This is a genomic window from Salinivibrio sp. EAGSL (assembly GCF_013366455.1).
GTDB lineage: Bacteria > Pseudomonadota > Gammaproteobacteria > Enterobacterales > Vibrionaceae > Salinivibrio > Salinivibrio costicola.
In genome coordinates, this window is sequence record NZ_JABWMG010000001.1 from 204,965 (window position 1) to 225,198 (window position 20,234).

General features: G+C 48.2%; 16 protein-coding genes. 11 read left to right on the forward strand and 5 right to left on the reverse strand.

Features of this window, described 5'->3' with window-relative positions:
* Window positions 1-127: 127 nt before the first annotated feature.
* Window positions 128-820 carry a 16S rRNA pseudouridine(516) synthase RsuA gene (gene rsuA / locus HLG76_RS00935; protein WP_077460585.1) on the reverse strand — a complete coding sequence of 231 codons (693 nt, stop codon included), beginning with the start codon at window positions 818-820 and terminating at the stop codon, window positions 128-130.
* Between the two features lie 286 nt (window positions 821-1,106).
* On the opposite strand from rsuA, the gene HLG76_RS00940 reads away from it, so the two are divergent.
* From HLG76_RS00940 to HLG76_RS00955, 4 genes are all read left to right on the forward strand, one after another.
* A complete protein-coding gene (locus HLG76_RS00940) occupies window positions 1,107-1,568 on the forward strand; it encodes a GNAT family N-acetyltransferase (protein ID WP_077575970.1) in 462 nt (153 codons plus the stop codon).
* A 111-nt stretch (window positions 1,569-1,679) separates the two neighbouring features.
* Window positions 1,680-3,479, forward strand: a complete 1,800-nt coding sequence (locus HLG76_RS00945; protein ID WP_175992948.1) for a DEAD/DEAH box helicase — start codon at window positions 1,680-1,682, stop codon at window positions 3,477-3,479.
* Between the two features lie 140 nt (window positions 3,480-3,619).
* Complete coding sequence (gene rplY, locus HLG76_RS00950) at window positions 3,620-3,901, forward strand: 50S ribosomal protein L25 (RefSeq protein ID WP_021023262.1); 282 nt, start codon at window positions 3,620-3,622, stop codon at window positions 3,899-3,901.
* A 223-nt stretch (window positions 3,902-4,124) separates the two neighbouring features.
* Window positions 4,125-4,850, forward strand: a complete 726-nt coding sequence (locus tag HLG76_RS00955) for a complement resistance protein TraT (protein ID WP_077660710.1) — start codon at window positions 4,125-4,127, stop codon at window positions 4,848-4,850.
* A gap of 227 nt (window positions 4,851-5,077) precedes the next feature.
* On the opposite strand, the gene HLG76_RS00960 is transcribed toward HLG76_RS00955, so the two are convergent.
* Window positions 5,078-5,341: a DUF1289 domain-containing protein gene (locus tag HLG76_RS00960; RefSeq protein ID WP_077679058.1), complete on the reverse strand. Its 264-nt coding sequence runs from the start codon at window positions 5,339-5,341 to the stop codon at window positions 5,078-5,080.
* Window positions 5,342-5,440: 99 nt separating this feature from the next.
* Complete coding sequence (locus tag HLG76_RS00965; RefSeq protein WP_175992949.1) at window positions 5,441-7,807, reverse strand: DNA polymerase II; 2,367 nt, start codon at window positions 7,805-7,807, stop codon at window positions 5,441-5,443.
* 229 nt (window positions 7,808-8,036) lie between these two features.
* On the opposite strand from HLG76_RS00965, the gene HLG76_RS00970 reads away from it, so the two are divergent.
* Together HLG76_RS00970 and HLG76_RS00975 are read left to right on the forward strand one after the other, a co-directional pair.
* A complete protein-coding gene (locus HLG76_RS00970) occupies window positions 8,037-8,738 on the forward strand; it encodes a DUF2786 domain-containing protein (RefSeq protein WP_175992906.1) in 702 nt (233 codons plus the stop codon).
* A gap of 314 nt (window positions 8,739-9,052) precedes the next feature.
* Window positions 9,053-10,066, forward strand: a complete 1,014-nt coding sequence (locus HLG76_RS00975; RefSeq protein ID WP_077577205.1) for an outer membrane beta-barrel protein — start codon at window positions 9,053-9,055, stop codon at window positions 10,064-10,066.
* Between the two features lie 99 nt (window positions 10,067-10,165).
* Here HLG76_RS00975 and HLG76_RS00980 read toward each other — a convergent pair whose 3' ends face one another.
* Window positions 10,166-10,735 (reverse strand): gamma-glutamylcyclotransferase family protein, encoded by a 570-nt coding sequence (locus tag HLG76_RS00980; RefSeq protein ID WP_077460591.1) that lies wholly within the window; start codon window positions 10,733-10,735, stop codon window positions 10,166-10,168.
* A gap of 110 nt (window positions 10,736-10,845) precedes the next feature.
* Here HLG76_RS00980 and HLG76_RS00985 point away from each other — a divergent pair, with 110 nt between their 5' ends.
* The 4 genes from HLG76_RS00985 (at window position 10,846) to HLG76_RS01000 (ending at window position 15,776) form a co-directional block, all read left to right on the forward strand.
* Window positions 10,846-12,333: a carboxypeptidase M32 gene (locus tag HLG76_RS00985; protein ID WP_175992907.1), complete on the forward strand. Its 1,488-nt coding sequence runs from the start codon at window positions 10,846-10,848 to the stop codon at window positions 12,331-12,333.
* 186 nt (window positions 12,334-12,519) lie between these two features.
* Window positions 12,520-14,124 carry an ABC-F family ATPase gene (locus HLG76_RS00990; RefSeq protein WP_077669059.1) on the forward strand — a complete coding sequence of 535 codons (1,605 nt, stop codon included), beginning with the start codon at window positions 12,520-12,522 and terminating at the stop codon, window positions 14,122-14,124.
* A 103-nt stretch (window positions 14,125-14,227) separates the two neighbouring features.
* Window positions 14,228-14,710, forward strand: a complete 483-nt coding sequence (locus HLG76_RS00995) for a DUF2780 domain-containing protein (protein WP_175992908.1) — start codon at window positions 14,228-14,230, stop codon at window positions 14,708-14,710.
* 169 nt (window positions 14,711-14,879) lie between these two features.
* Window positions 14,880-15,776, forward strand: coding sequence for a DMT family transporter (locus tag HLG76_RS01000; RefSeq protein WP_025744670.1), 897 nt, complete (start codon window positions 14,880-14,882; stop codon window positions 15,774-15,776).
* Between the two features lie 251 nt (window positions 15,777-16,027).
* Here the strand turns inward: HLG76_RS01000 and HLG76_RS01005 are convergent, their stop codons facing one another.
* Window positions 16,028-17,764: a methyl-accepting chemotaxis protein gene (locus tag HLG76_RS01005; protein WP_175992909.1), complete on the reverse strand. Its 1,737-nt coding sequence runs from the start codon at window positions 17,762-17,764 to the stop codon at window positions 16,028-16,030.
* Window positions 17,765-18,079: 315 nt separating this feature from the next.
* Here HLG76_RS01005 and HLG76_RS01010 point away from each other — a divergent pair, with 315 nt between their 5' ends.
* Window positions 18,080-19,981 carry a bifunctional UDP-sugar hydrolase/5'-nucleotidase gene (locus tag HLG76_RS01010; protein ID WP_175992910.1) on the forward strand — a complete coding sequence of 634 codons (1,902 nt, stop codon included), beginning with the start codon at window positions 18,080-18,082 and terminating at the stop codon, window positions 19,979-19,981.
* The last annotated feature ends 253 nt before the right edge of the window (window positions 19,982-20,234 follow it).

Here is a 20,234-nt window from a genome sequence, read left to right on the forward strand (position 1 = left end):
CAATGTTCAAAACCCGCTTAAAAAATTACTTCGCTCACATTGAAAAAGCACAGCGAGAACTGTGCTTTCGGGTCGATCGTTGCCCTAGGTGGGATCTAAGGTGTCACACTTAATTATGCCAACAAGATTATGCCAACAAGGCAATTTCTTCATCGGTGAGAGGGCGATATTCGCCAGGCTCGAGCGTGTCATCGAGCTCAAGCGCACCCACAGATTCGCGATGCAAAGCGTCTACTTTGTTACCGACTGCGGCAAACATACGTTTCACTTGATGATATTTACCCTCTTGAATCGTCAATAAGGCTTCATACTCACCCACCTGCTCGAGCTTAGCGGGCAATGTCGCTTGCTGCTCACTGCGTAACATCACACCCTGCTCAAACTGACTCGCCGTATCTTCACTGATCGGATCGGCTAACCACACCCGGTACGTTTTTGTGCACTGATGCTTGGGTGACGTGATACGGTGAGACCATTGGCCGTCGTCGGTCAGTAACAATAAGCCTGTTGTGTCTGCATCCAGGCGACCCGCTATATGCAGCTTTTCTGCGTTCACTTCATCGAGCAAAACAAATATCGTGGGATTAAAGGCATCTTCGTGTGAACACACCACGCCCGCAGGTTTATGCATCATAAAGTAGCGTGGGCCAGACAAGGTTAACGATCGTCCCTCAAATTGCACATCCGCGGTTTTACCGACTTTGATGGCGCCAGATTTTACGATCTCACCATCGATGGTGACGCTTTCACTTTTCAGCACTCGGCCAGCTTGCTTTCGTGTTACCCCTAGGGTTTCACATAAAAATTTATCTATCCGCATATTACCATTCATTACACCTATGTTTGCGGCGATTATACGTCACATCGCCACGAAGACACAGATCAAGTTTTACTAGATTTGGCGGCAAAACTGAAAGCAATAAGATACACTCACTCTCATTGTCAGTGACATGCGTTAGTCATAATGCAAGCACTACCAAACGCTTTTTGTTGAGACGCCGAGTCTGTCACATCGTGCTAATCGAAAAACGCACCGAGATTGAGCCTACCGGCTTGGCGAGTATGATACGGTCGTCTTGACCAATCAGTGATAAAAAGGAAACACCATGATTGTCTCTCTTCGCCGCCCTGACGTCGATACACTGGAAACCTTACTCACACTTTCGCGCGAACAACATGAGCATGAGGCCTTGCCGTTTGATCGCGAGCCGGTGGTTTCTACCTTTAACACACTATTGTCACAACCCGAGCGTGGCGATGTATTTCTGATTGATGTTGAGCACGAAGGAAGAACGGATACGATCGGGTTTATCGTCTTAGCCTATAGTTTTAGTGTCGAAAATGGCGGCAGCGTCGGTGTGATCGATCAGTTTTTCATTCAGCAAACCTGGCGCCGTCAAGGCGTGGGTTCGCAAGTGATCCCTGAGGTAGAAAAGCAAGCCAAAACAAGGCAGTGTGTGGCCGTGATTTTAGAAATGAACATTGGTAACAAAGGCGCTCGCCTGTTTTACGAGCAGTTTGATTACCAACCACGCCGTCAGCATTGTATTTTCACGAAACGGCTATAATGGACCGTGATTTATCGGTTAGGGATAAATTTATCGGTTGGGTATAAATAGTCTGTACCTGAGCGAACAAGTCAGTAAACTAAACGGTCTCACTTAGGCCGTTTTTTGATTATGTATACCTTACGTCCGTACCAGTCTGACGCTGTTAAAGCCGTCCTGCACTATTTTCGCCGTCATACATCGCCTGCCGTTGCAGTTCTGCCCACGGGCGCCGGGAAAAGTTTGGTAATCGCTGAATTAGCGCGTATTGCCAAAGGCCGAGTTCTGGTCTTGGCGCATGTTAAAGAGCTTGTCGAGCAGAACCACGCCAAGTATGAAGGCTATGGGCTCACCGGCGGTATTTTCTCCGCTGGTTTAGGACGCAAGGAATCAAATGAAAAGGTCGTGTTCGCCTCGGTACAATCGGTCGTGCGCAACCTCGACGCCTTTGCCGACCAATTCTCGCTGCTGGTGATCGACGAGTGCCACCGCGTTCCTGACAACGAAGACAGCAGTTATCGTCGTGTTATTCAGCACCTACAACATGTCAATTCCGGTCTAAAAGTACTCGGGTTAACCGCTACGCCATATCGGTTAGGACAAGATTGGATTTATCAGTACCACACTAGTGGTAAAGTCCGCACCACTGACACCCGTTTTTTTCGCGATTGCGTCTTCGAACTGCCCATCAGCCATCTTTTGGATGAAGGGTTTTTAACCCCGGCCCATGTTTTGGATGCACCGCTTCTTAGCTATGATTTTTCACAAGTCTCACGCACTGCCAGCGGCTACTACCGTGAAGCGGATCTCGATAAGGTCGTCGCCAATGCCCCGCGTGCCACCCCGCAAATTGTCGAACAAATCCTTGAGTATGCGCGCCCGCGCCAAGGGGTGATGATTTTCGCTGCGACTGTCAACCATGCCAAAGAAATCATCACCTATCTTCCTAAAGACAGCGCCGCGCTGATCATCGGCGACACCCCTGGCCTTGAACGAGATCGTCTTATTGAGGCGTTTAAACAAAAAGCACTGAAATACTTGGTCAATGTCTCCGTTCTCACCACGGGGTTTGATGCCCCTCATGTGGACTTAATTGCAATATTACGTCCCACGGAATCAGTGAGCCTTTATCAGCAAATAGCCGGTCGTGGATTGCGATTAGCGCCCGGAAAAAAAGACTGTCTTATCCTTGATTATGCCGGCAATGTTTACGACCTGTATCAGCCCGAAATTGGTATGCCTAAACCCGATAGCGACAGCGAGTTAGTCACCATTCCTTGCCCTGCGTGCGGGTTTAACAATAGCTTTTGGGGCAAACTGGATGACAATGGCTTTTTACTTGAGCATTACGGTCGCCAATGCCAAGGGTATTTTGAAGACGAGACCGGGGAGCGTGAAATCTGCGGCTATCGGTTTCGCGCTAAATTTTGCGATGAATGCGGCGCCGATAACGATATTGCCGCCCGCCGCTGCCACCAATGCGACGCACCGTTAATCGATCCAGATAAAAAACTGCGTGAGGCACTCAAACTCAAAGACGCACTTGTGGTGGCGTGTGCCGATATGACCCTCACAGCGGGCAAAAACCGCTACCAAAAACCGCAATTAAAAGTGACCTATCACACCAACGATGGCAACGATTTACATGAAGTCTGGCCACTTGCGACCAAGAAACAGAAACACGACTTTTTAGCGCGGTTTGTTCGCCCACATTTAGTCGATCGCCATCGTCCCTTCACCGATACCGCGCCCACTAAAGTGACAGCGTCACAACATCGATTTCGTCCGCCTGATTTTGTCATTGCACGCAAACAAGGCCGTTTTTGGCATCTGCGCCAGAAGATCTTTGATGTCGATAGTTTTATTAGCCAAGACAGATTGCAGGCGATGTTGGCACAAAGTCGTGGGCAAGCCTTTGCAGAAGCCGACTAACACGCGCAAGCAGGCCTTCTGCGCACCGATGACGCTTGTTTTCGCGCGCAACCAGTGCTACTATCCGCGCTCGTTTTTGGGTACTGAGTTAGGTCGCTACGCTCAGTGCTATTTTTTCACTCTAAAGAGAGTTATTAATTATGTTTAAATTCGAAGCTGAAGTACGTACAGAAAAGGGTAAAGGTGCGAGCCGCCGCCTACGTCATCAGAAAAAATTCCCTGCGATTGTTTACGGTGGCAACCAAGAGCCTGTATCTATCGCACTGAACCACCCTGTTGTGGTTAACCAAATGGATAAGCCTGAATTCTACGAAGGCATCATCCTGGTTATTGATGGCCAAGAAGTAAAAGTGAAGCCACAAGACATCCAACGTCACCCGTTCAAGCCAAAAGTTGAACACATGGACTTCATCCGCATCTAATCGCTGTGTCGATAAAGATGGAATGAGATCAGGCGTCCTCAGGGGCGCCTTTTTTATATTTTAACCACCATGACATTTTCAAAAAAAACAGATATGTCATTTTGGTGTCAAAAATACATGACCTCGATCACCAAACAGAAAGCAAATGTAATAGAAAGATTCCAATTTGCCTAATAAGTTGATTAGGATAGTGTCCCTTTTTATATAAACACTATCTATCACCATGAAAAAAAATATCTTTCTTGCCGCATTAATGTCATTGACACTCGTACTTACTGGGTGCTCCGCAACAAATACGCTTGTTAAAAAGCGTAATCTTGACGTACAGACAAAAATGAGCGATACCGTCTTTCTCGATCCAGTTGCTCCATCAAAACGCACAGTATTCCTACAAATTAGAAATACCTCAGACAAGCCCAACCTTGATATAAAATCTGATATCAAAACAAAAATTGAAAGCCGTGGATATAAGGTTTTAGAAGATCCAAGCAAAGCCCATTACATGATTCAGGCAAATATTTTACAAGTCGGTAAAGCTGACCTGCGTGAAAGTGAAAACTTTTTATCTCAAGGTTTTGGTAGCGCTGTTGGTGGTGCTTTAGCAGGAGCTCAATTTGGTGGCGGTTCAGGTCGAGGCGCAGCATCACTGGCGGGCGCGGCTATTGGCCTAGTCGCTGATGCAATGGTCGAAGATGTCTATTACTCAATGATCACTGACCTACAGATTTCTGAGCGCGCATCTGATGGTGTCGTAGTTACTGAGGCTCTTGATTCTCAACTTGCGCAAGGCTCAAGCAGCAAGAAGGTAGTAAAATCTACGGAGAAAACGCAGTGGAAACGTTATCAAACACGAGTGCTTTCTACTGCCAATAAAGTCAACCTAGAGTTCGCTGAAGCAGAACCAGAACTGAAAAAAGGACTAACACAATCAATTAGTGGTCTTTTATAATTTAGCACGAGCGTTCTTCAATGAAGAGCGCTCGTTCTTTATTGACGTAACGCAACTCAAAGCAACTCCTACACTATCCTCTTACCAACGATTACAATCTCCGTCGCTTTTATTCCAGTAAGTAATATCACTGTCAATTAAATAACTAGGTAATCATATAAAAGCGAGTGTATTGGTAACACGAGATTCGGATATTCGCACAAGCTAAAGCTATTTCTGCTAAATCGTCATTCATCAAACAGCGAAGGCTGATGTGGAAGAGTTTCCGGCTCTAAGGCGGTTTCCTGTGTCTGTTGGCGTTTGGCACGCATAATGCGCAAATAACGCTGGTGGCATAAGCGAACCACATTGCGCTTTTGCTCGTTGGTAAAGTCATACCAATAAAAGCGCTCATCGCGACTGCGAAAGCACCCTTTGCAGTAACCTTTGTTATTGACCTGACAGATGCCTTTGCACGGACTCGGCACCTCGAAGAAATCGAGCTGTTCCACGTCATCCTCCCTGCTGATTCTTTCATTCAAGCGGGTGGCAGACACAATTGCAAGTCGCGCGTTAAAAACTGCCCGAACAAGACAAACGATCAAGCGTGCTTAGAACAACCCCAATTGCGGTAGCGCCAAGGTGTCGAACTCTTTACCAATAAACGGCAGGATGCCATCAGCAATCGGTTTAAGCTGTTTATCAATATAATGTTGATAATCCATCGGGCTACACCGATACATACACGGCTCAGGCCCATTAACCGTGATCACATACTCAATCCACCCCCCCCGTTGGTACTGTTCAGGGCGGCCACGTTTTTGATTTTCACTGTCAGCCAGCCGCGCGGCACGCACGTGCGGTGGCACATTTTTCTGATACTCCGCAATCGGGCGTCGTAACCGTTTACGATACACCAGCTCGGCATCACGCTCCCCTTGTTGCGTACAGGCGACCACATCGCGAATAAAAGCATCGACATCATCACCATCAAACACACGTTGATAAAGCTGTTGCTGGAACTGTTGCGCCAATGGTGTCCAATCCGTCCTTACCGTTTCTAACCCTTTAAAGACCAAATGAGACTCGCCGGTATCAGGATTGACGATCCGTCCTGCATAACGCTTTTTACTCCCGGTTTCTTGCCCACGAATGGTGGGCATTAAAAAGCGTTGATAATGGGTTTCGTATTCAATTTCCAGCAAGGATTCGAGACCATAGGTTTCCTGCAAGTGTTGAGACCACCACTGATTCACATGGCTAACAAGCTTTCGCCCGATGGCATCGGCGTCCTCGCTTGCTTTTTCTCCCCCCAATGACACAAAGGTAGAGTCTGTGTCACCGTAGATCACCTCAAAGCCTTGTGCTTCAATCAACTCACGAGTGGTCTTCATAATCTCATGCCCGCGCATGGTAATCGATGATGCCAAGCGATGATCAAAAAAACGGCACCCCGATGAGCCCAACACGCCATAGAAGGAATTCATGATAATTTTAATTGCCTGCGAAAACGCTTTTTCACCGGCTTTTTTCGCCCGATCACGCGCTTGCCACAACTCATCAATCAATGCCGGTAAGTAGTGCTTTTCTCGATGAAAAACACCGCCTCGAAACCCAGGGACCGTGTCGGCTTCCTGACCGGCCTCTTGTGCTTTTAACCCCTCGATAAGTCCAAGCGGATCAATAAGAAAGGTACGAATAATCGAGGGATACAGCGATTTAAAATCCAACACCAGCACTGAGTGATATAAGCCGGGTTTGGAGTCCATCACATAACCACCAGGGCTCGCGATCCACCCTTCGCTGGCTAGATTAGGCGCGACATAACCGGAACGATGCAAACGCGGTAAAAATAAGTTAGTGAATGCCGCTACCGAGCCGCCCACGCGATCGAGCTCTACCCCGGTTAAGCGCGAGCGCTCGATTAAAAAGTCGAGTAAGTGAGTGTGATCAAAGATTCGGTTAACCAAACGGCAATCTTGTAAATTATAAGTCGCAAGCGCGATTTTATCCTGATGAAACATGCGATTAATCGAGGCCATACGATCATGCGGATCATCAATCGCTTTCCCCTCGCCTAATAACGTTTGTGCAACCGCCTCTAGCGCCCAAGATCGGAACCCATACGTCGCGGTTTTTAGCGCATCAATCCCATCAATCACCACCCGCCCGGCTAAACTGATAAAGCCCGGCTTATTGCTACCACCATCACGCCAAAAAGCGCGTTCCCCGCCGCGACCAAGGCGTAAATCACGCTGGTAGCGTTGCGCGCGTTTAACCAATAGGCGAAAGTCAAAATCAATCACATTCCAGCCCACCACTACGTCTGGATCGTATTGTGCGAACCAACGCTCCAGGGCGACCAATAAAGCCTCTTCGTTATCCACCCACTCTATCCACGCCGGGGCATCGTTCTGAGGCGCACCGACCATGATCACGCGACTGTCTTTTTCACTGTCTAACCCCACCGAATAAAGCTGACCTTTTTGTGAACACTCGATATCCAACGAGACATGATGAAGCGTGGGCGTATAGTCTGCTTGCTTCGCTTTGCCTTGCGTCACTTCTAGGTAGCCCTGACGTTGACGGGCCTGACCGGTAAACAACAAGCTGCCACAAATATAGCGCTCCATCAGATAACGATCGGCCAAGCGTAAATCCCCTTCATAAAGCGCAATAGCGGCCCCCGTTATCACCTTCTGGCCTTCTCGGGCACGTTTAACACTGGTGAAATAACAGGCTGCAACAGGCGTATGTTGGAAGGTTGTTAGCGGTACCGGTTTGCAATAGGCATTGGGATCGATAGCAGGTAATAGCGCCTCCACCCGCGCTTTTTCTTCCAACGGCACAAAAAACACACTGTGCTGATCGTCAATACAGAGTTTGATCGGGCCTTCTGGCGTGGAAAGCCATAAAACAATGGTTGAGGTATGGCCCCAATCACGCTGCTGGCGCGTGATCACAAACCCTTGCTGCATATAGGGCGCAGTCGATGAAGTCACAGGCGTTATCGATATGGATCGTGTGAATGATAAGGACAGTGTAACAAACGTGGCTAATTACTGTATAGATAAACAGTTTTGGCCCTCTTTTTACACGCGTGACCGCCAAACAACGTGCTCCGCCGAGACGCCCATTATAATCTCGCCTTTGTTGTCGCTTGCGGACGCGATACAATGCGCGTTTGTTCGTTATCGGGAAGTATGAATGTCAGATCCGAAAAGCAAAGCGCTCAAAAAAATTGCTAAATGTCTAGAGCTCAGCAATTCCGCCAATGTCAACGAGGCGGCGCAAGCGATTAAAATGGCCGAGCGGCTGATGCGGAAGCATGGTCTCGATCAGGACGACATTGACTTCATCAGTATGGGTAAAACGCGCTCTGAGAAGCTATTGCCAGCGTCTATTAACCAATCGATCTTAAAAATTATCCGCGGCATCAATAGTCGCTTTGGCGTCGAGTGTGTATTGGTCAACCACAAAGGGCTCAAGCAGGCTGAATTTATCGGTGATGCCGACCGGGCTATTTTCGCGGCGTTTGCATTTGATGTGGTGTATCGCGATATGAATGAGCATATTGGCCAGTTTCGTCACAGCTTCGCAGGCTCAGGCACCAGCACCCAACAAGTCACCCGCCGTGTTCAGTCCTTCACGACGGGCTGGCTTGAGGGGGCGCTCGACAAATTGCCACAGCTTGATGCCCGAGACAGCGACGATAAGATCAAAAGCTATATTGATAAAGAGTTCGCCAACATTGACCGAGAGACATTTAAGCAGCAACTCAAAGACGCCATGGCGGCAATGACCGATGACTACGAACGTGGCATGAAAAAGGGCCGCGAAATTTCAGTTAGTCGCCCTGTAAGCGGTCAAGGCCCACAAAAGCGCCTAACAGGTAACACAAAATCATAACCACAATTCTGTAATAACCAACGCCCCTTTAATACTCTCTCATCACGTGAAAACGGCCGGCGATTTGTCCGGCCTCTGTCAGCATTTTCCCACCAATAAGACACTTGTGTTAAATACGTCAAATCATGGTCAAATCGCTTGTCGCCTATTGTGTTACACGCTTCTCAGGTCTAGCCTAGGATCCATGTCACATTATCTATGTTCCGTCTGCCCAACTCGCTGGCAGTTGCGATCGCATGGTCTAAGGTGACTCAATAACAAGCATTCACAATGCGTAAAATAAGATACTTCATATCCTTAATTAGGAGAGTGGCATGAAAAAAGTCGTGACAGGTCTCGGCCTCTTACTGGCCGTCGCACCCGCAGCTTATGCACAGCAAGACAGTGGTCTTTACATGGGGGGTCGTATTGGGCCGTCGTTTTTAGAAGATAGCTGTGTGTCTGACACCGACTGTGGTGATCAAGAGCTCGGGGCGGGTATCATTACTGGTTATGATTTCAATGACTGGTTTGCGCTTGAAGGCACCTATGATTATTTAGGTCGCTTTGACACTGAATTCGATACCTTTGGTAAAGCATCGGGCGATCTCACCGCGCTGACACTTGCCCCCAAATTGTCGTATCACGTTAAGCCCGATACCGCACTGTACGGGAAAGTGGGCGGCGCGATGTGGAACTTTAACAGCAATGCCGGTGATCGCGACGATGTGTCGTTGATGGGCGCGATCGGTGTTGATCACCAAGCCACCGATAAACTCAACCTTCGCCTAGAATACCAACACATCAATGATATGGATGATGGCTATTTCTCAAGCGTTGATAATAACCTCGTCACCGTCGGGATGACCTATCACTTTGGCCGCACCGCCAGTGAGCCAATGACTGAAGCAATGGTTGAAGAGCCAGTTATGGCAGAGCCAGAGCCCGTTCAAGAGCCAGAGCCGGTTGCCGAGCCGCAATCAATTGTTCTCTCAGAGGCCGGCGAAACCGAAATGTTCGGCTTTGATAAGGCAACGTTATCTGAGCAAGCGGTCGCCTCCTTGCAGCCATTAGTTGACCGGTTGCTTAAGCATGAAGAAGCCACAGCGACGATTGTGGGTCATACCGACAGCCAAGGGCCTGCCGCTTATAACCAAACACTCTCTGAAGAGCGTGCACAAGTCGTTGCGGATGTCTTCTTAGACGCGGGCATTGCGGCTGAGCGCTTAACCGTGATGGGCAAAGGCGAGTCAGCGCCAACCGCCAGTAACGAGACTGCCGACGGTCGTGCGAAAAACCGCCGCGTGGAAGTCACTTCGCCAGAGTTCGTTTATGTGGAAGTGAATTAATCACATCGACGATCGCATCATATAAATATGCAAATATAAATACGCAAAGGCCACCGCATTGTCGGTGGCCTTTTCTTGTCATGAACAATCAATGACAGATTAACCGCGCGCTGTAAAAGCGGTCAAGTGCGCCTGCATCAACCGATCGATGTCTACTCTATCTTGATCGCTCACTCCTGCCACCCGTGGATACCTTGGCTCGGCGCGATCGTTATGATAAGCGCCTTCCCATCCCTGAGTGGTGGTTAAAAACGCGCGGGCAAAATCCGCTGAGTAGCGTAAACAGCCTGCCATGACCGTATCGACATAGGATTGGGCAATCGGCTTGTCTACGTCTGGGGTACGCTGCGTATCGGCAACATATACGTACACGGGGCCATCAAGCGTCACGTCTTCGGGCAGAGTGATGTTTGATTCAGCTAACTGTAACCGCTGATAGCCTGCCTCTCGGCGATCAAAGTCGGGCAATGACTGTGGATCGATGCTGACCAGCACCCCATTACATTGACCTTCACCTTGTAACACCACCAAAGGCGAAATAAACGCCTCACTGACATTGCTCCAATGACGACTTAGCCCGGTCACGGTAACCGGGCACGTCCATCCAGATTCACCGGTCAGCGCCCGTGACGCCGGATTCATTAAACTCCCGTACCCAAATAGATACATGACGTTGCAAACTCCTTTATTGCATAACCTGACAGAACGGTAGTGGCTGCCTTGCTTTTTTCATACAAATTGCCAGAATATCCGGCAATGTTGTTAACAAGGAAGTCATCATGGAACCACTCAATAAGCTCGAAGCCCACTTCAAACGGCTGTCACATTTTCAGCACCTTGCCGCAATCTGCGGTTGGGATCAAGCCACCATGATGCCAGATGGAGGGAATCAAGCCCGTGCCGACGCGATGGCAGAGCTCGCGCTTTATTGCCATCAACAAAGCACCCAACCTGAGCTTAGTGACTGGTTAGCAGAGCTGGACGATAAATTGGAGCAACTGACACCGACGCAAAAAGCGAGCGTGGCAGAGATGAAGCGCGAGTGGCAGCAAGCCAGCGTATTGCCTGACACCTTGGTCAAAGCCAAATCTTTAGCGGGTGCCAAATGCGAGCATGCTTGGCGCCAACAACGTCAAGATAACGATTGGGCAGGCTTTGCCAAAAATTTAAAAGAAGTGGTGGCCTTGACGCGCGAAGAAGCCCATATTCGTGCGGACCAAAACGGTTGTGCGCCTTACGATGCCCTGCTCGACCTCTACGAGCCAGGAATGACCGCTGATCGTGTCGATGAGGTATTTGGTGCGCTTAAAGCATGGCTACCGGAGACCATCCAGGCGGTAGTCGACAAGCAAGCGCAACAGCCGCCCCTTATGCCCAAAGGGCCATTTACCCAAGCACAACAAAAAGCCTTGGGTGAGCAGGTGATGCAGCAGTTGGGCTTTAACTTTGCACAGGGTCGTCTCGATGTCAGCACCCACCCATTTTGTGGCGGCGTGCCCACTGATGTGCGCATTACCACCCGCTACGACGAGCAAGATTTTACCTCGGCATTAATGGGCGTGATCCACGAAACCGGCCATGCGCGCTATGAACAAGGGTTGCCTAAGGACCTGGCAGGCTTACCAGTGGGCCAAGCGCGCTCGATGGGCGTGCACGAAAGCCAAAGCCTGTTTTTTGAAATGCAGCTGGCCCGCAGTGAAGCATTTGCTACCTTGATTTGTCAGCATGCTAAATCTGCCTTTAACCGCCAAAACGATCCCGCCTTTCATGTCGAGAATTTCCACCGCGTGTTAACGCAAGTCGCGCCCGGTTATATTCGTGTCGATGCCGACGAGGTCACCTATCCGGCACACATCATGCTGCGCTATGACATCGAGCGCGATCTGATCAGTGGCAACATGGAAGTTGATCATATTCCTGAGCGTTGGGACAACGCCATGCAGCAATACCTTGGCCTCAGCACCGCCGGCAACTATAAAAACGGCTGCATGCAAGACATTCACTGGACCGATGGCAGCTTTGGCTACTTCCCCACCTATACCTTGGGTGCCCTGTATGCCGCGCAATTGATGCAAGCAATGCGCCAGCAACTGGATGTGGATGGCATTATCGCCAGCGGTAACCTGTCGCCCATTTTTGATTGGTTATCCCAACATATCTGGCAACGCGCCAGCACTACCTCAACCGATAACATACTCAAGGATGCCACCGGCGAAACCCTCAACCCCGCCCACTTCCGCGAGTATATTCAAGGGCGGTATTTGTAATCCGTGTCCCCAAGGCCAGCGATATTGGCCTTGGTTTTTTCAGGTTAATCTGTTAATTCAATCACACTTCTGTACAATGCGCGCTCAGTCATATTTATCTTTACACCCTCCTCGCTTGGCCGTGAGTCAGATGCTTTGTTGGCATGACTACACGCCCTGGTTGAGCACATTCGCTAGGAACGTCTTTTGATTTCAATCGCCAATATCACCATGCAGTTTGGTGCCGAGCCGCTATTCGAAAACATCTCTGCCAAATTTGGTAACGGTAACCGCTACGGATTGATCGGAGCCAACGGCTGTGGCAAATCCACCTTGATGAAAATCATGAGTGGCGCGCTCACGCCTACCGCAGGCAATGTGTCCATCACGCCAGGACAAACCTTGGGCGAGCTTAGCCAAGATCAATTTGCCTATGAGCAATACTCAGTGATTGATGCGGTGATGATGGGCGATCGCAAGCTGTGGGAAATCAAACAAGAGCGTGAGCGCATTTATTCTTTGCCGGAAATGAGCGAAGAAGATGGCATGGCCGTCGCAGAGCTAGAAAGCCAGTTCGCGGAAATGGACGGTTATACCGCCGAGAGCCGTGCTGGCGATATTCTGCTGCAAGCGGGGATTGAAGAAGAGCTGCACTTTGGCCTGATGTCGCAAGTGGCACCGGGTTGGAAATTACGGGTGCTGCTTGCCCAGGCTTTGTTTGCGAATCCTGATATTTTGCTGTTGGATGAACCGACCAACAACTTGGATATTCATACCATCAACTGGTTGGCCGGTGAGCTGCAACAGCGCCAGTGCACCATGATTATCATTTCTCACGATCGTCACTTCTTGAACGCCACGTGCACCCACATGGCCGATATCGACTTTGGCGAGCTACGTGTATATCCAGGCAACTACGATGACTTTGTCGCCGCATCTAGCTTAGCACGCGAGCAACTGTTGTCGAGCAACGCGAAAAAAGAAGCGGAGCTCAGTGAGCTGCAAGACTTCGTAAATCGCTTTGGTGCTAATGCCTCTAAAGCTAAGCAAGCCAGTTCACGCGCCAAACGCATGGAAAAGATCCAGCTTGATGAAGTCAAAGCGTCCAGTCGCGTGCACCCTTACATTCAATTTACCGAAAGCAAAAAGCTCCACCGTCAAGCGGTCGAATTACGCGAGGTTGGTCATACCTTTGACGAGACACCTTTATTTAAAAACGGTCACTTTTTACTTGAAGCAGGATCGCGCCTGGCGATTATTGGCGAAAATGGTGTGGGTAAAACCACCCTGTTGCGTTGTTTAGTGGGCGAGCTTGCGCAAAGCGAAGGCACAATTAAATGGTCAGAAAACGCATCCATTGGTTACTGTGCGCAAGATAACAGTGCCGAGTTTGATAACGATCTCACCGTGTTTGAGTGGATGTCGCAATGGCGTACGGCCAAGCATGATGATTTGATTGTTCGTGGCATTTTGGGTCGCTTGTTGTTCTCAGCAGATGATGTGAACAAAAAAGCCAAAAGCTGCTCAGGGGGCGAGAAAAACCGTCTGATGTTCGGCAAGCTGATGATGCAAGATATCAATGTGATTGTGATGGATGAACCCACCAACCACATGGATATGGAAGCCATCGAATCACTCAATAAAGGCCTAGAGCAATTCCCAGGCACTTTGATTTTTGTCAGCCACGACCGTGAATTTGTTTCCTCATTGGCGACCGATATCATTGAGATCAAAGACCAGCAATTGATCCACTTTAACGGCAGTTACGATGAGTATCTCGCCCACTTAGAAAAAGTACGTGCGGTGGCTTGATCATAAGACTGAGCCTGAATTTGCCGCTGATTGGCTTCCATTCAGCGGCAAGTCCCGCTATACCTAGAGTAACGTGCTTATTCTTTATAACAAGCGAGGGATCATGAAATACGCGGCCACACTGTTAACGCTTTCCAGTCTTCTTCTTACCACTCCGAGCTATGCCCTTTTCGGCCAGGGCGATAAAACCACTGATGTGATGACGCAAATGGCAACCCAATTTGCCGGTGATGAGGTGAGCCAATCTCCGCTCGTTAAATCGATCACTGAACAAGTGGATGTGAGCCCAGCTCAAGCAACAGGTGGCGCCGGGGCCTTACTCACCATGGCAGCGAATGGCCTCACCGGCAGCGATCAACAAGAGCTTGCAAGTTTACGCCCTGATTTATCGTCGCTTTCGTCATTACTCGGAGACAATGCGAGTGCGGGTGGCATCGGTTCAATGGGTGATGTGTATCGTGCAGCAGAAAAACTTGGTATCGACGCGACCACGTTAAAGCAGTTTGTGCCGGTTGTGCTCGACTATTTGGGCCAACAAGGTGCGAGCGATGGATTGCTAAGCTCGCTAACCCAACTTTGGCCATAGCGCGACGTTACTTAAACACCGATTAAATCACTCCGTCGCCGCATGCCTCGGCAGTTTAAACAACGACAACGCGCGGCAATCGCTGACGCGCGTTTATTTATCGAATCATCAAGCAAAGCGCACCGAGACGCGTTATCATAGTCGCCCTGTTGTTTAAGTTTGTATGATTATGCCTGCCTTCTCTTTCTCTGCGATCCCAGTTGGGATCCGCTTTATGCTTCTGTCTGCGCTTGGCTTTGCCTTGATGTCCGCCTGTGTGAAATACGTGGCTGTCAATGGTATCCCGGTATTTGAGATTGTCGCCGCCCGAGCACTGGTGTCGCTCATCATCAGCTACACCGATGTAAAACGTAAAGGCCTGTCGGTATGGGGTAACAATAAGCAACTCCTGTTGCTGCGTGGTGTACTCGGTACAGCCGCGCTGATGTGTGTGTATTATGCGGTCACGACTTTACCCTTAGCCGAAGCCACTGTTTTGCAATACACTCACCCGGTGTTTACTGCTGTGCTTGGGTTGGTGTTACTCAAAGAGCGATTACAAGGCGCCACGTTGGTGTGTATTGCGCTTTGTTTAATCGGGCTTTACGTGATGGTGCAACCTAACCTTAACGGTAATATTGCGGAGGCCTTGCCCACGTTTAGCGTGATTATTGCGCTTCTGGGGGCATTAGGCAGCTCAATGGCTTATGTGATTGTGCGTAAACTCAGCCGCACCGAAGACAGCTCGGTAATTATTTTGTACTTTCCCATGGTTGCCCTACCCGTCGCGACCGTGCTGATGTGGCCACAGTTCGTGATGCCAAGTTTATCGCTCACATTGCTATTGGTTTTAGTCGGTGTATTTACCCAGGTTGGCCAGTATGGACTCACCAAAGCCATGCAAACCCAACAAGCCGGTGAAGCGTCTGCTTATGCCTATATACAAATTGTGTTCTCAACCTTGCTTGGGGTATGGATCTTTAATGAAGTGCCCTCAATTTGGACCTATCTCGGTGGTGGATTAATTGTGGCAGGCGCATTATTCAATGCCGTTGGTCATCGCATCTTTCGGCGACGTATCGTATAACACTTGCACATTCAAAGGTTTAATACGAGCAAAACTGGCCTCATTTGAGGCCAGTTTTGGTTTGCTGATCAGGCAAAAACGCGTTAAAGAAGGCTGACTATAATCACCAAGTAGAAAAAAGGCTGTCGTGAGAATGTACGAGTGTGTCAGTGTTTGTCGGTAGATCTCATTGCAATGAGAGAACGTATGAGCGTTTGGACAAAACCGGATTGCTCACTCGAGCAATCCGGTTAACAGTCATCGCCTGTCAATTAGGTACGAATATCCTGAATAGCACCGTTCAATGCGTCAACGTTATCTTTTAAATCAGACACAATCGGGCCCAGTTGATCAATCGCTTCATGCATATCGCTTGATAAGGTTTTTATGTTTGATAAATTGCTCGAGATTTCATCACTGACAGAAAGCTGTTCTTCCGTGGCCGATGCAATCGATGAATTCAGTCGATGGATTTCTATCGCAGATTCTTTGATCGTGCCAAGCGATTCGTTTGCGGTGGTCATATTGTCACGTGTCGATGCAATCTTATCTGCGTTAACACGAATAGTCTGTGTTGATTGTTCCGCCTTACCTTGCAAACCACCGATCATTTCTTCAATCTCTCCAGCAGATTTTTGTGTCCGTTGCGCTAAAGATCTCACCTCGTCGGCCACAACCGCAAAGCCACGACCTTGATCGCCTGCTCGCGCCGCTTCGATGGCTGCGTTTAGCGCTAAGAGGTTAGTTTGCTCTGCAATGCCTTTAATCACATCAAGCACATTACCCACATTAGTGGATTCATCGGCAAGCTCTTGGATCACCTCTGATGTCTTTTTGAATTCAGTTTCTAAACTGCCAAACTCGACCATGGTTTTATCGAACACATCTTTACTAGTGGTGGTTTCTTTCTCAGTACTACCTGCGTACTTTTCTGCCATGGAGGTGTTCTCCGCCACCGTGGCAAGGGCGGAGGTCATTTCTTCCATGGCCGTGGCACCCATCTCGAGCTCTTGGTTTTGCTGGTTAGATATTTTGGCATTTTTACTGGTAATATCGACCAAACTATCCGTAATCTGAGCGATCATATGATTAACGTCATTAATTTTATTAATCGTCGATGAGTAACTTCCGATAACTTTATTAACAGTATTACCAATGGTTCCAATTTCATTCTTTTTACTATCGTCGACTCGCAACGTAAGATCTGAATTATCATCTACTTTTTTTAGCGTGGATGCCATCCTATCGATTGGATTAACAACCGTTCGTTTCGTGATGATGTATCCCAAAATCGCAATTACGATCACCACTGCTAACGAGATATTGCCGATGAGCACCGTTTTTTTGACACTAGATGCTGCCTCGTTGAACTGTGCATCCGTTCGCTGTTCCAACGCAATAAAAAAGCTTTCGATGGGTTTCATGATTTTTGCTTTTTCTTGGTGATACTGCGAGCTATGCAATAGCTCAATCGCCATTTGTTTGTCGGGCTCTCCTCGAACGGTATAATTACCGCTGCTGTCCGGATATAGTCCTTTAACCGCGTTCATGGCTTTGACTTCCATATTCACCAGCCCATCAGAATTGGCCTGAGCCTTTTTGAGTAAATCAAACTCTTTCTCGGTAAAGCCTAAATCTCTCATCCGTTGATTTAACGAAATAGCTTGGCCATCTGGTTTAGGTTTTTGACCATGTTCTAACACTAAGTCCCAGTAGATCGTATGATAGTTAACAGGCCGAGGTTTCTCACCGTTACGAATGGCTAGAATATCGTTATACATTTTTTCATACTTTTCATTGCCGGTAACTGTGTAAGTTCTACCCAGACGCGTTAAGTCATCAGAGCTTTGTCTTAATTCATCGGCCGTTTGATAAGACTCGTATCGGATCTGGGCCATTTCATCGACTTTATTCATCAAGCCATTAAGCTGAACGATCGTAAAAAAACTCACCACAATGCCTGCACCAATAATAAAAAATACTAATTTCATGGTGTTATTGATGTTCATACCCATTCCTACCGCCTCTATCACATTTATATCTACTTAAAATTGTTCAATTTCAGCGTAGGACAGAATCATTTCATCGGCTTTGAAAAATAAAAGAAAAAGACAAAAAAACCTCAAGCATCTGATTAATATAAAATTAAAGCATGATCTTCGTTGTCACAGGCATTGTTCTATCCCTGATATTGTTGAAAGCGTGCAACATCTCATAAAAATGTAACACACTGATATTAACAATCCAAAAGCATGACTCTAGTCACTCTATGTAGTGCTCATTTCCCTTAAGGTTCGCCTAACTTTTTAAACAGGTACTCTCTGATGAAAAAAAACGCACTCGCTAGTCTGATCATGCTCTCACTCTCGTTCCCCACTCTTGCCGCTGATGGGGATATGCATAATGTCACTATCCTTGGCACATCAGATTTACATGGCCATTTCATGCCATGGGATTACGCGGCAGACAAACTCAATATGCGTGGCAGTTTGAGCCAGATCGCGACCAAGGTAGCGGATATTCGTAGCACCAACAAAAACGTCATCATGGTCGATGCGGGTGACACCATTCAAGGTAACTTTGTCGAGACGTTTAAGGGTGAAGCGACAAGTCCAATGATGCTTGGTTTTAACCAAATGGATTATGATGTATGGGTCATGGGTAACCACGAGTTTGATTTTGGCTTGGATGTTTTGCAGCGCTCGCTCGATCAATTTGAGGGACAATCACTCGGCGGCAATATTAAACGACCTGACGGCAACCCTTTTTTACCCGCTCATACCATCATCGAGCGAAATGGCATCAAAGTGGGTGTAATTGGTATGGATACACCGATGACACAAGTCTTTGCCGAAGGCACCGGGCGACTCGAAGGCGTGACCTTTACCAACCCTTCACTGGAAGTTAAAAAAGTGGTCGAGACACTCAAAAATGATGTCGACGCTCTTATCTTAGTCGCCCACATGGGCCTGGATAATGAAAACGACATTGCGAATACCGGGGTCACAGATATTGCCAATGCCAATCCAGAACTTGATGCGATTGTCGCCGGCCATATGCATACTCGCATTGATAAAGCAGTTGTTAATGGTGTGATCGTGACTGAGCCGGATAAATACGGTCGTGCTCTATCTCGTATTGATCTCTCGTTTGAGGAAAAAAACGGTCAATACACATTGGTTAACAAAGATAGTTTTACTTATAAAATTAAAGGCACAGCGTCAGATCCAGAAATGGAAACCTTGTACCAGCCTTACCACCAACGCCTTCGTGCGATGGCAAACCGCGAAGTCGCGGAATTAAGAGGGGTGGATTTGGTCCCCCAGAATGAGATCCGAGGGATCCCGCAAGTTCACATTCAAGATACTGGCATTAGTGCACTGTTCCAAGAAGCCAGTTTTTTCTATGCACCAAAAGCCAACGTGATTGCTCTGCAAATTGATAATGACAATGCCGAGCTAAACGTCGGTCCGATTAAAGCAAAAGATATCGCCTATAACTATCAATATGCTGGCGGCGAAATTACTGTCTATCAAATGACCGGGGCAGATCTACGCAAATATATGGAATGGTCCGCTGACTATTTCAACTCAGTCAAACCGGGTGATGTCACCTATAGCTTTAACCCTGAACGTCGCGCATCGAAATACTCAACCAATGACTTTTTTGCGGGAGTCACCTATACCATTGATCTTACTCAACCGGCAGGAAAACGCATAACAGATTTAGCCTTTGCTGATGGACAGCCAATTACCAATACAACCGAGATAAACCTCGGGATGAATAGTTATCGAATGGGGCACCTGACCAAAGCAGGTGGCGCGTTAGAAGGAAAAGATTTTCCGGTGCTGTTCGACTCAGAACAAGCTTATGGTGAAGAAGAAGGTACCATCAGAAATATGACTATTCGCTATCTAACAGAGGAAAAAGGTGGCGTTTATACCGGCAAACCTATGGCTCGCTGGCAGTTAAAAGGTCTAGATATTGACACTAACACACGCAATATCATTAAAGATTTGGTCAACAGCAAGCAAATTGATGTACCAAGTAGCGACGACGGGCGTTATACCAACGTTGCGGCGATCAACGTAAAAGGCTTACATTTTAACACCAAAGAAGAAAAAGCCGAAGCACTGGCCGTTCGTGAAGCAAAACTCGCTACGGCAACAGGCACAGAGAAAGAAAACCTTGAACGAGAAATCGTCATTATCAACGCGCTGAACTAGGCTCGCAGGTATAGCTTATGCGGTCGGTAACACGCCGGCCGCATACACCCCAGCCCATGATCAAGAATTATCACGATATAAGCCGTGCGCAGTGCAACTGGCGCAGTGCAACTGGCGCCATCCGACATCGGAGCCAACTATTAACCCCTGATCGTGACAGGCGCCCGTTGGCAATTTGCACATATCCAACACCGTGCCGGGGCTTGTGTCACCTACGCCAATGGTATCATCGGGCCAAAAGTGGCTGTTCCGA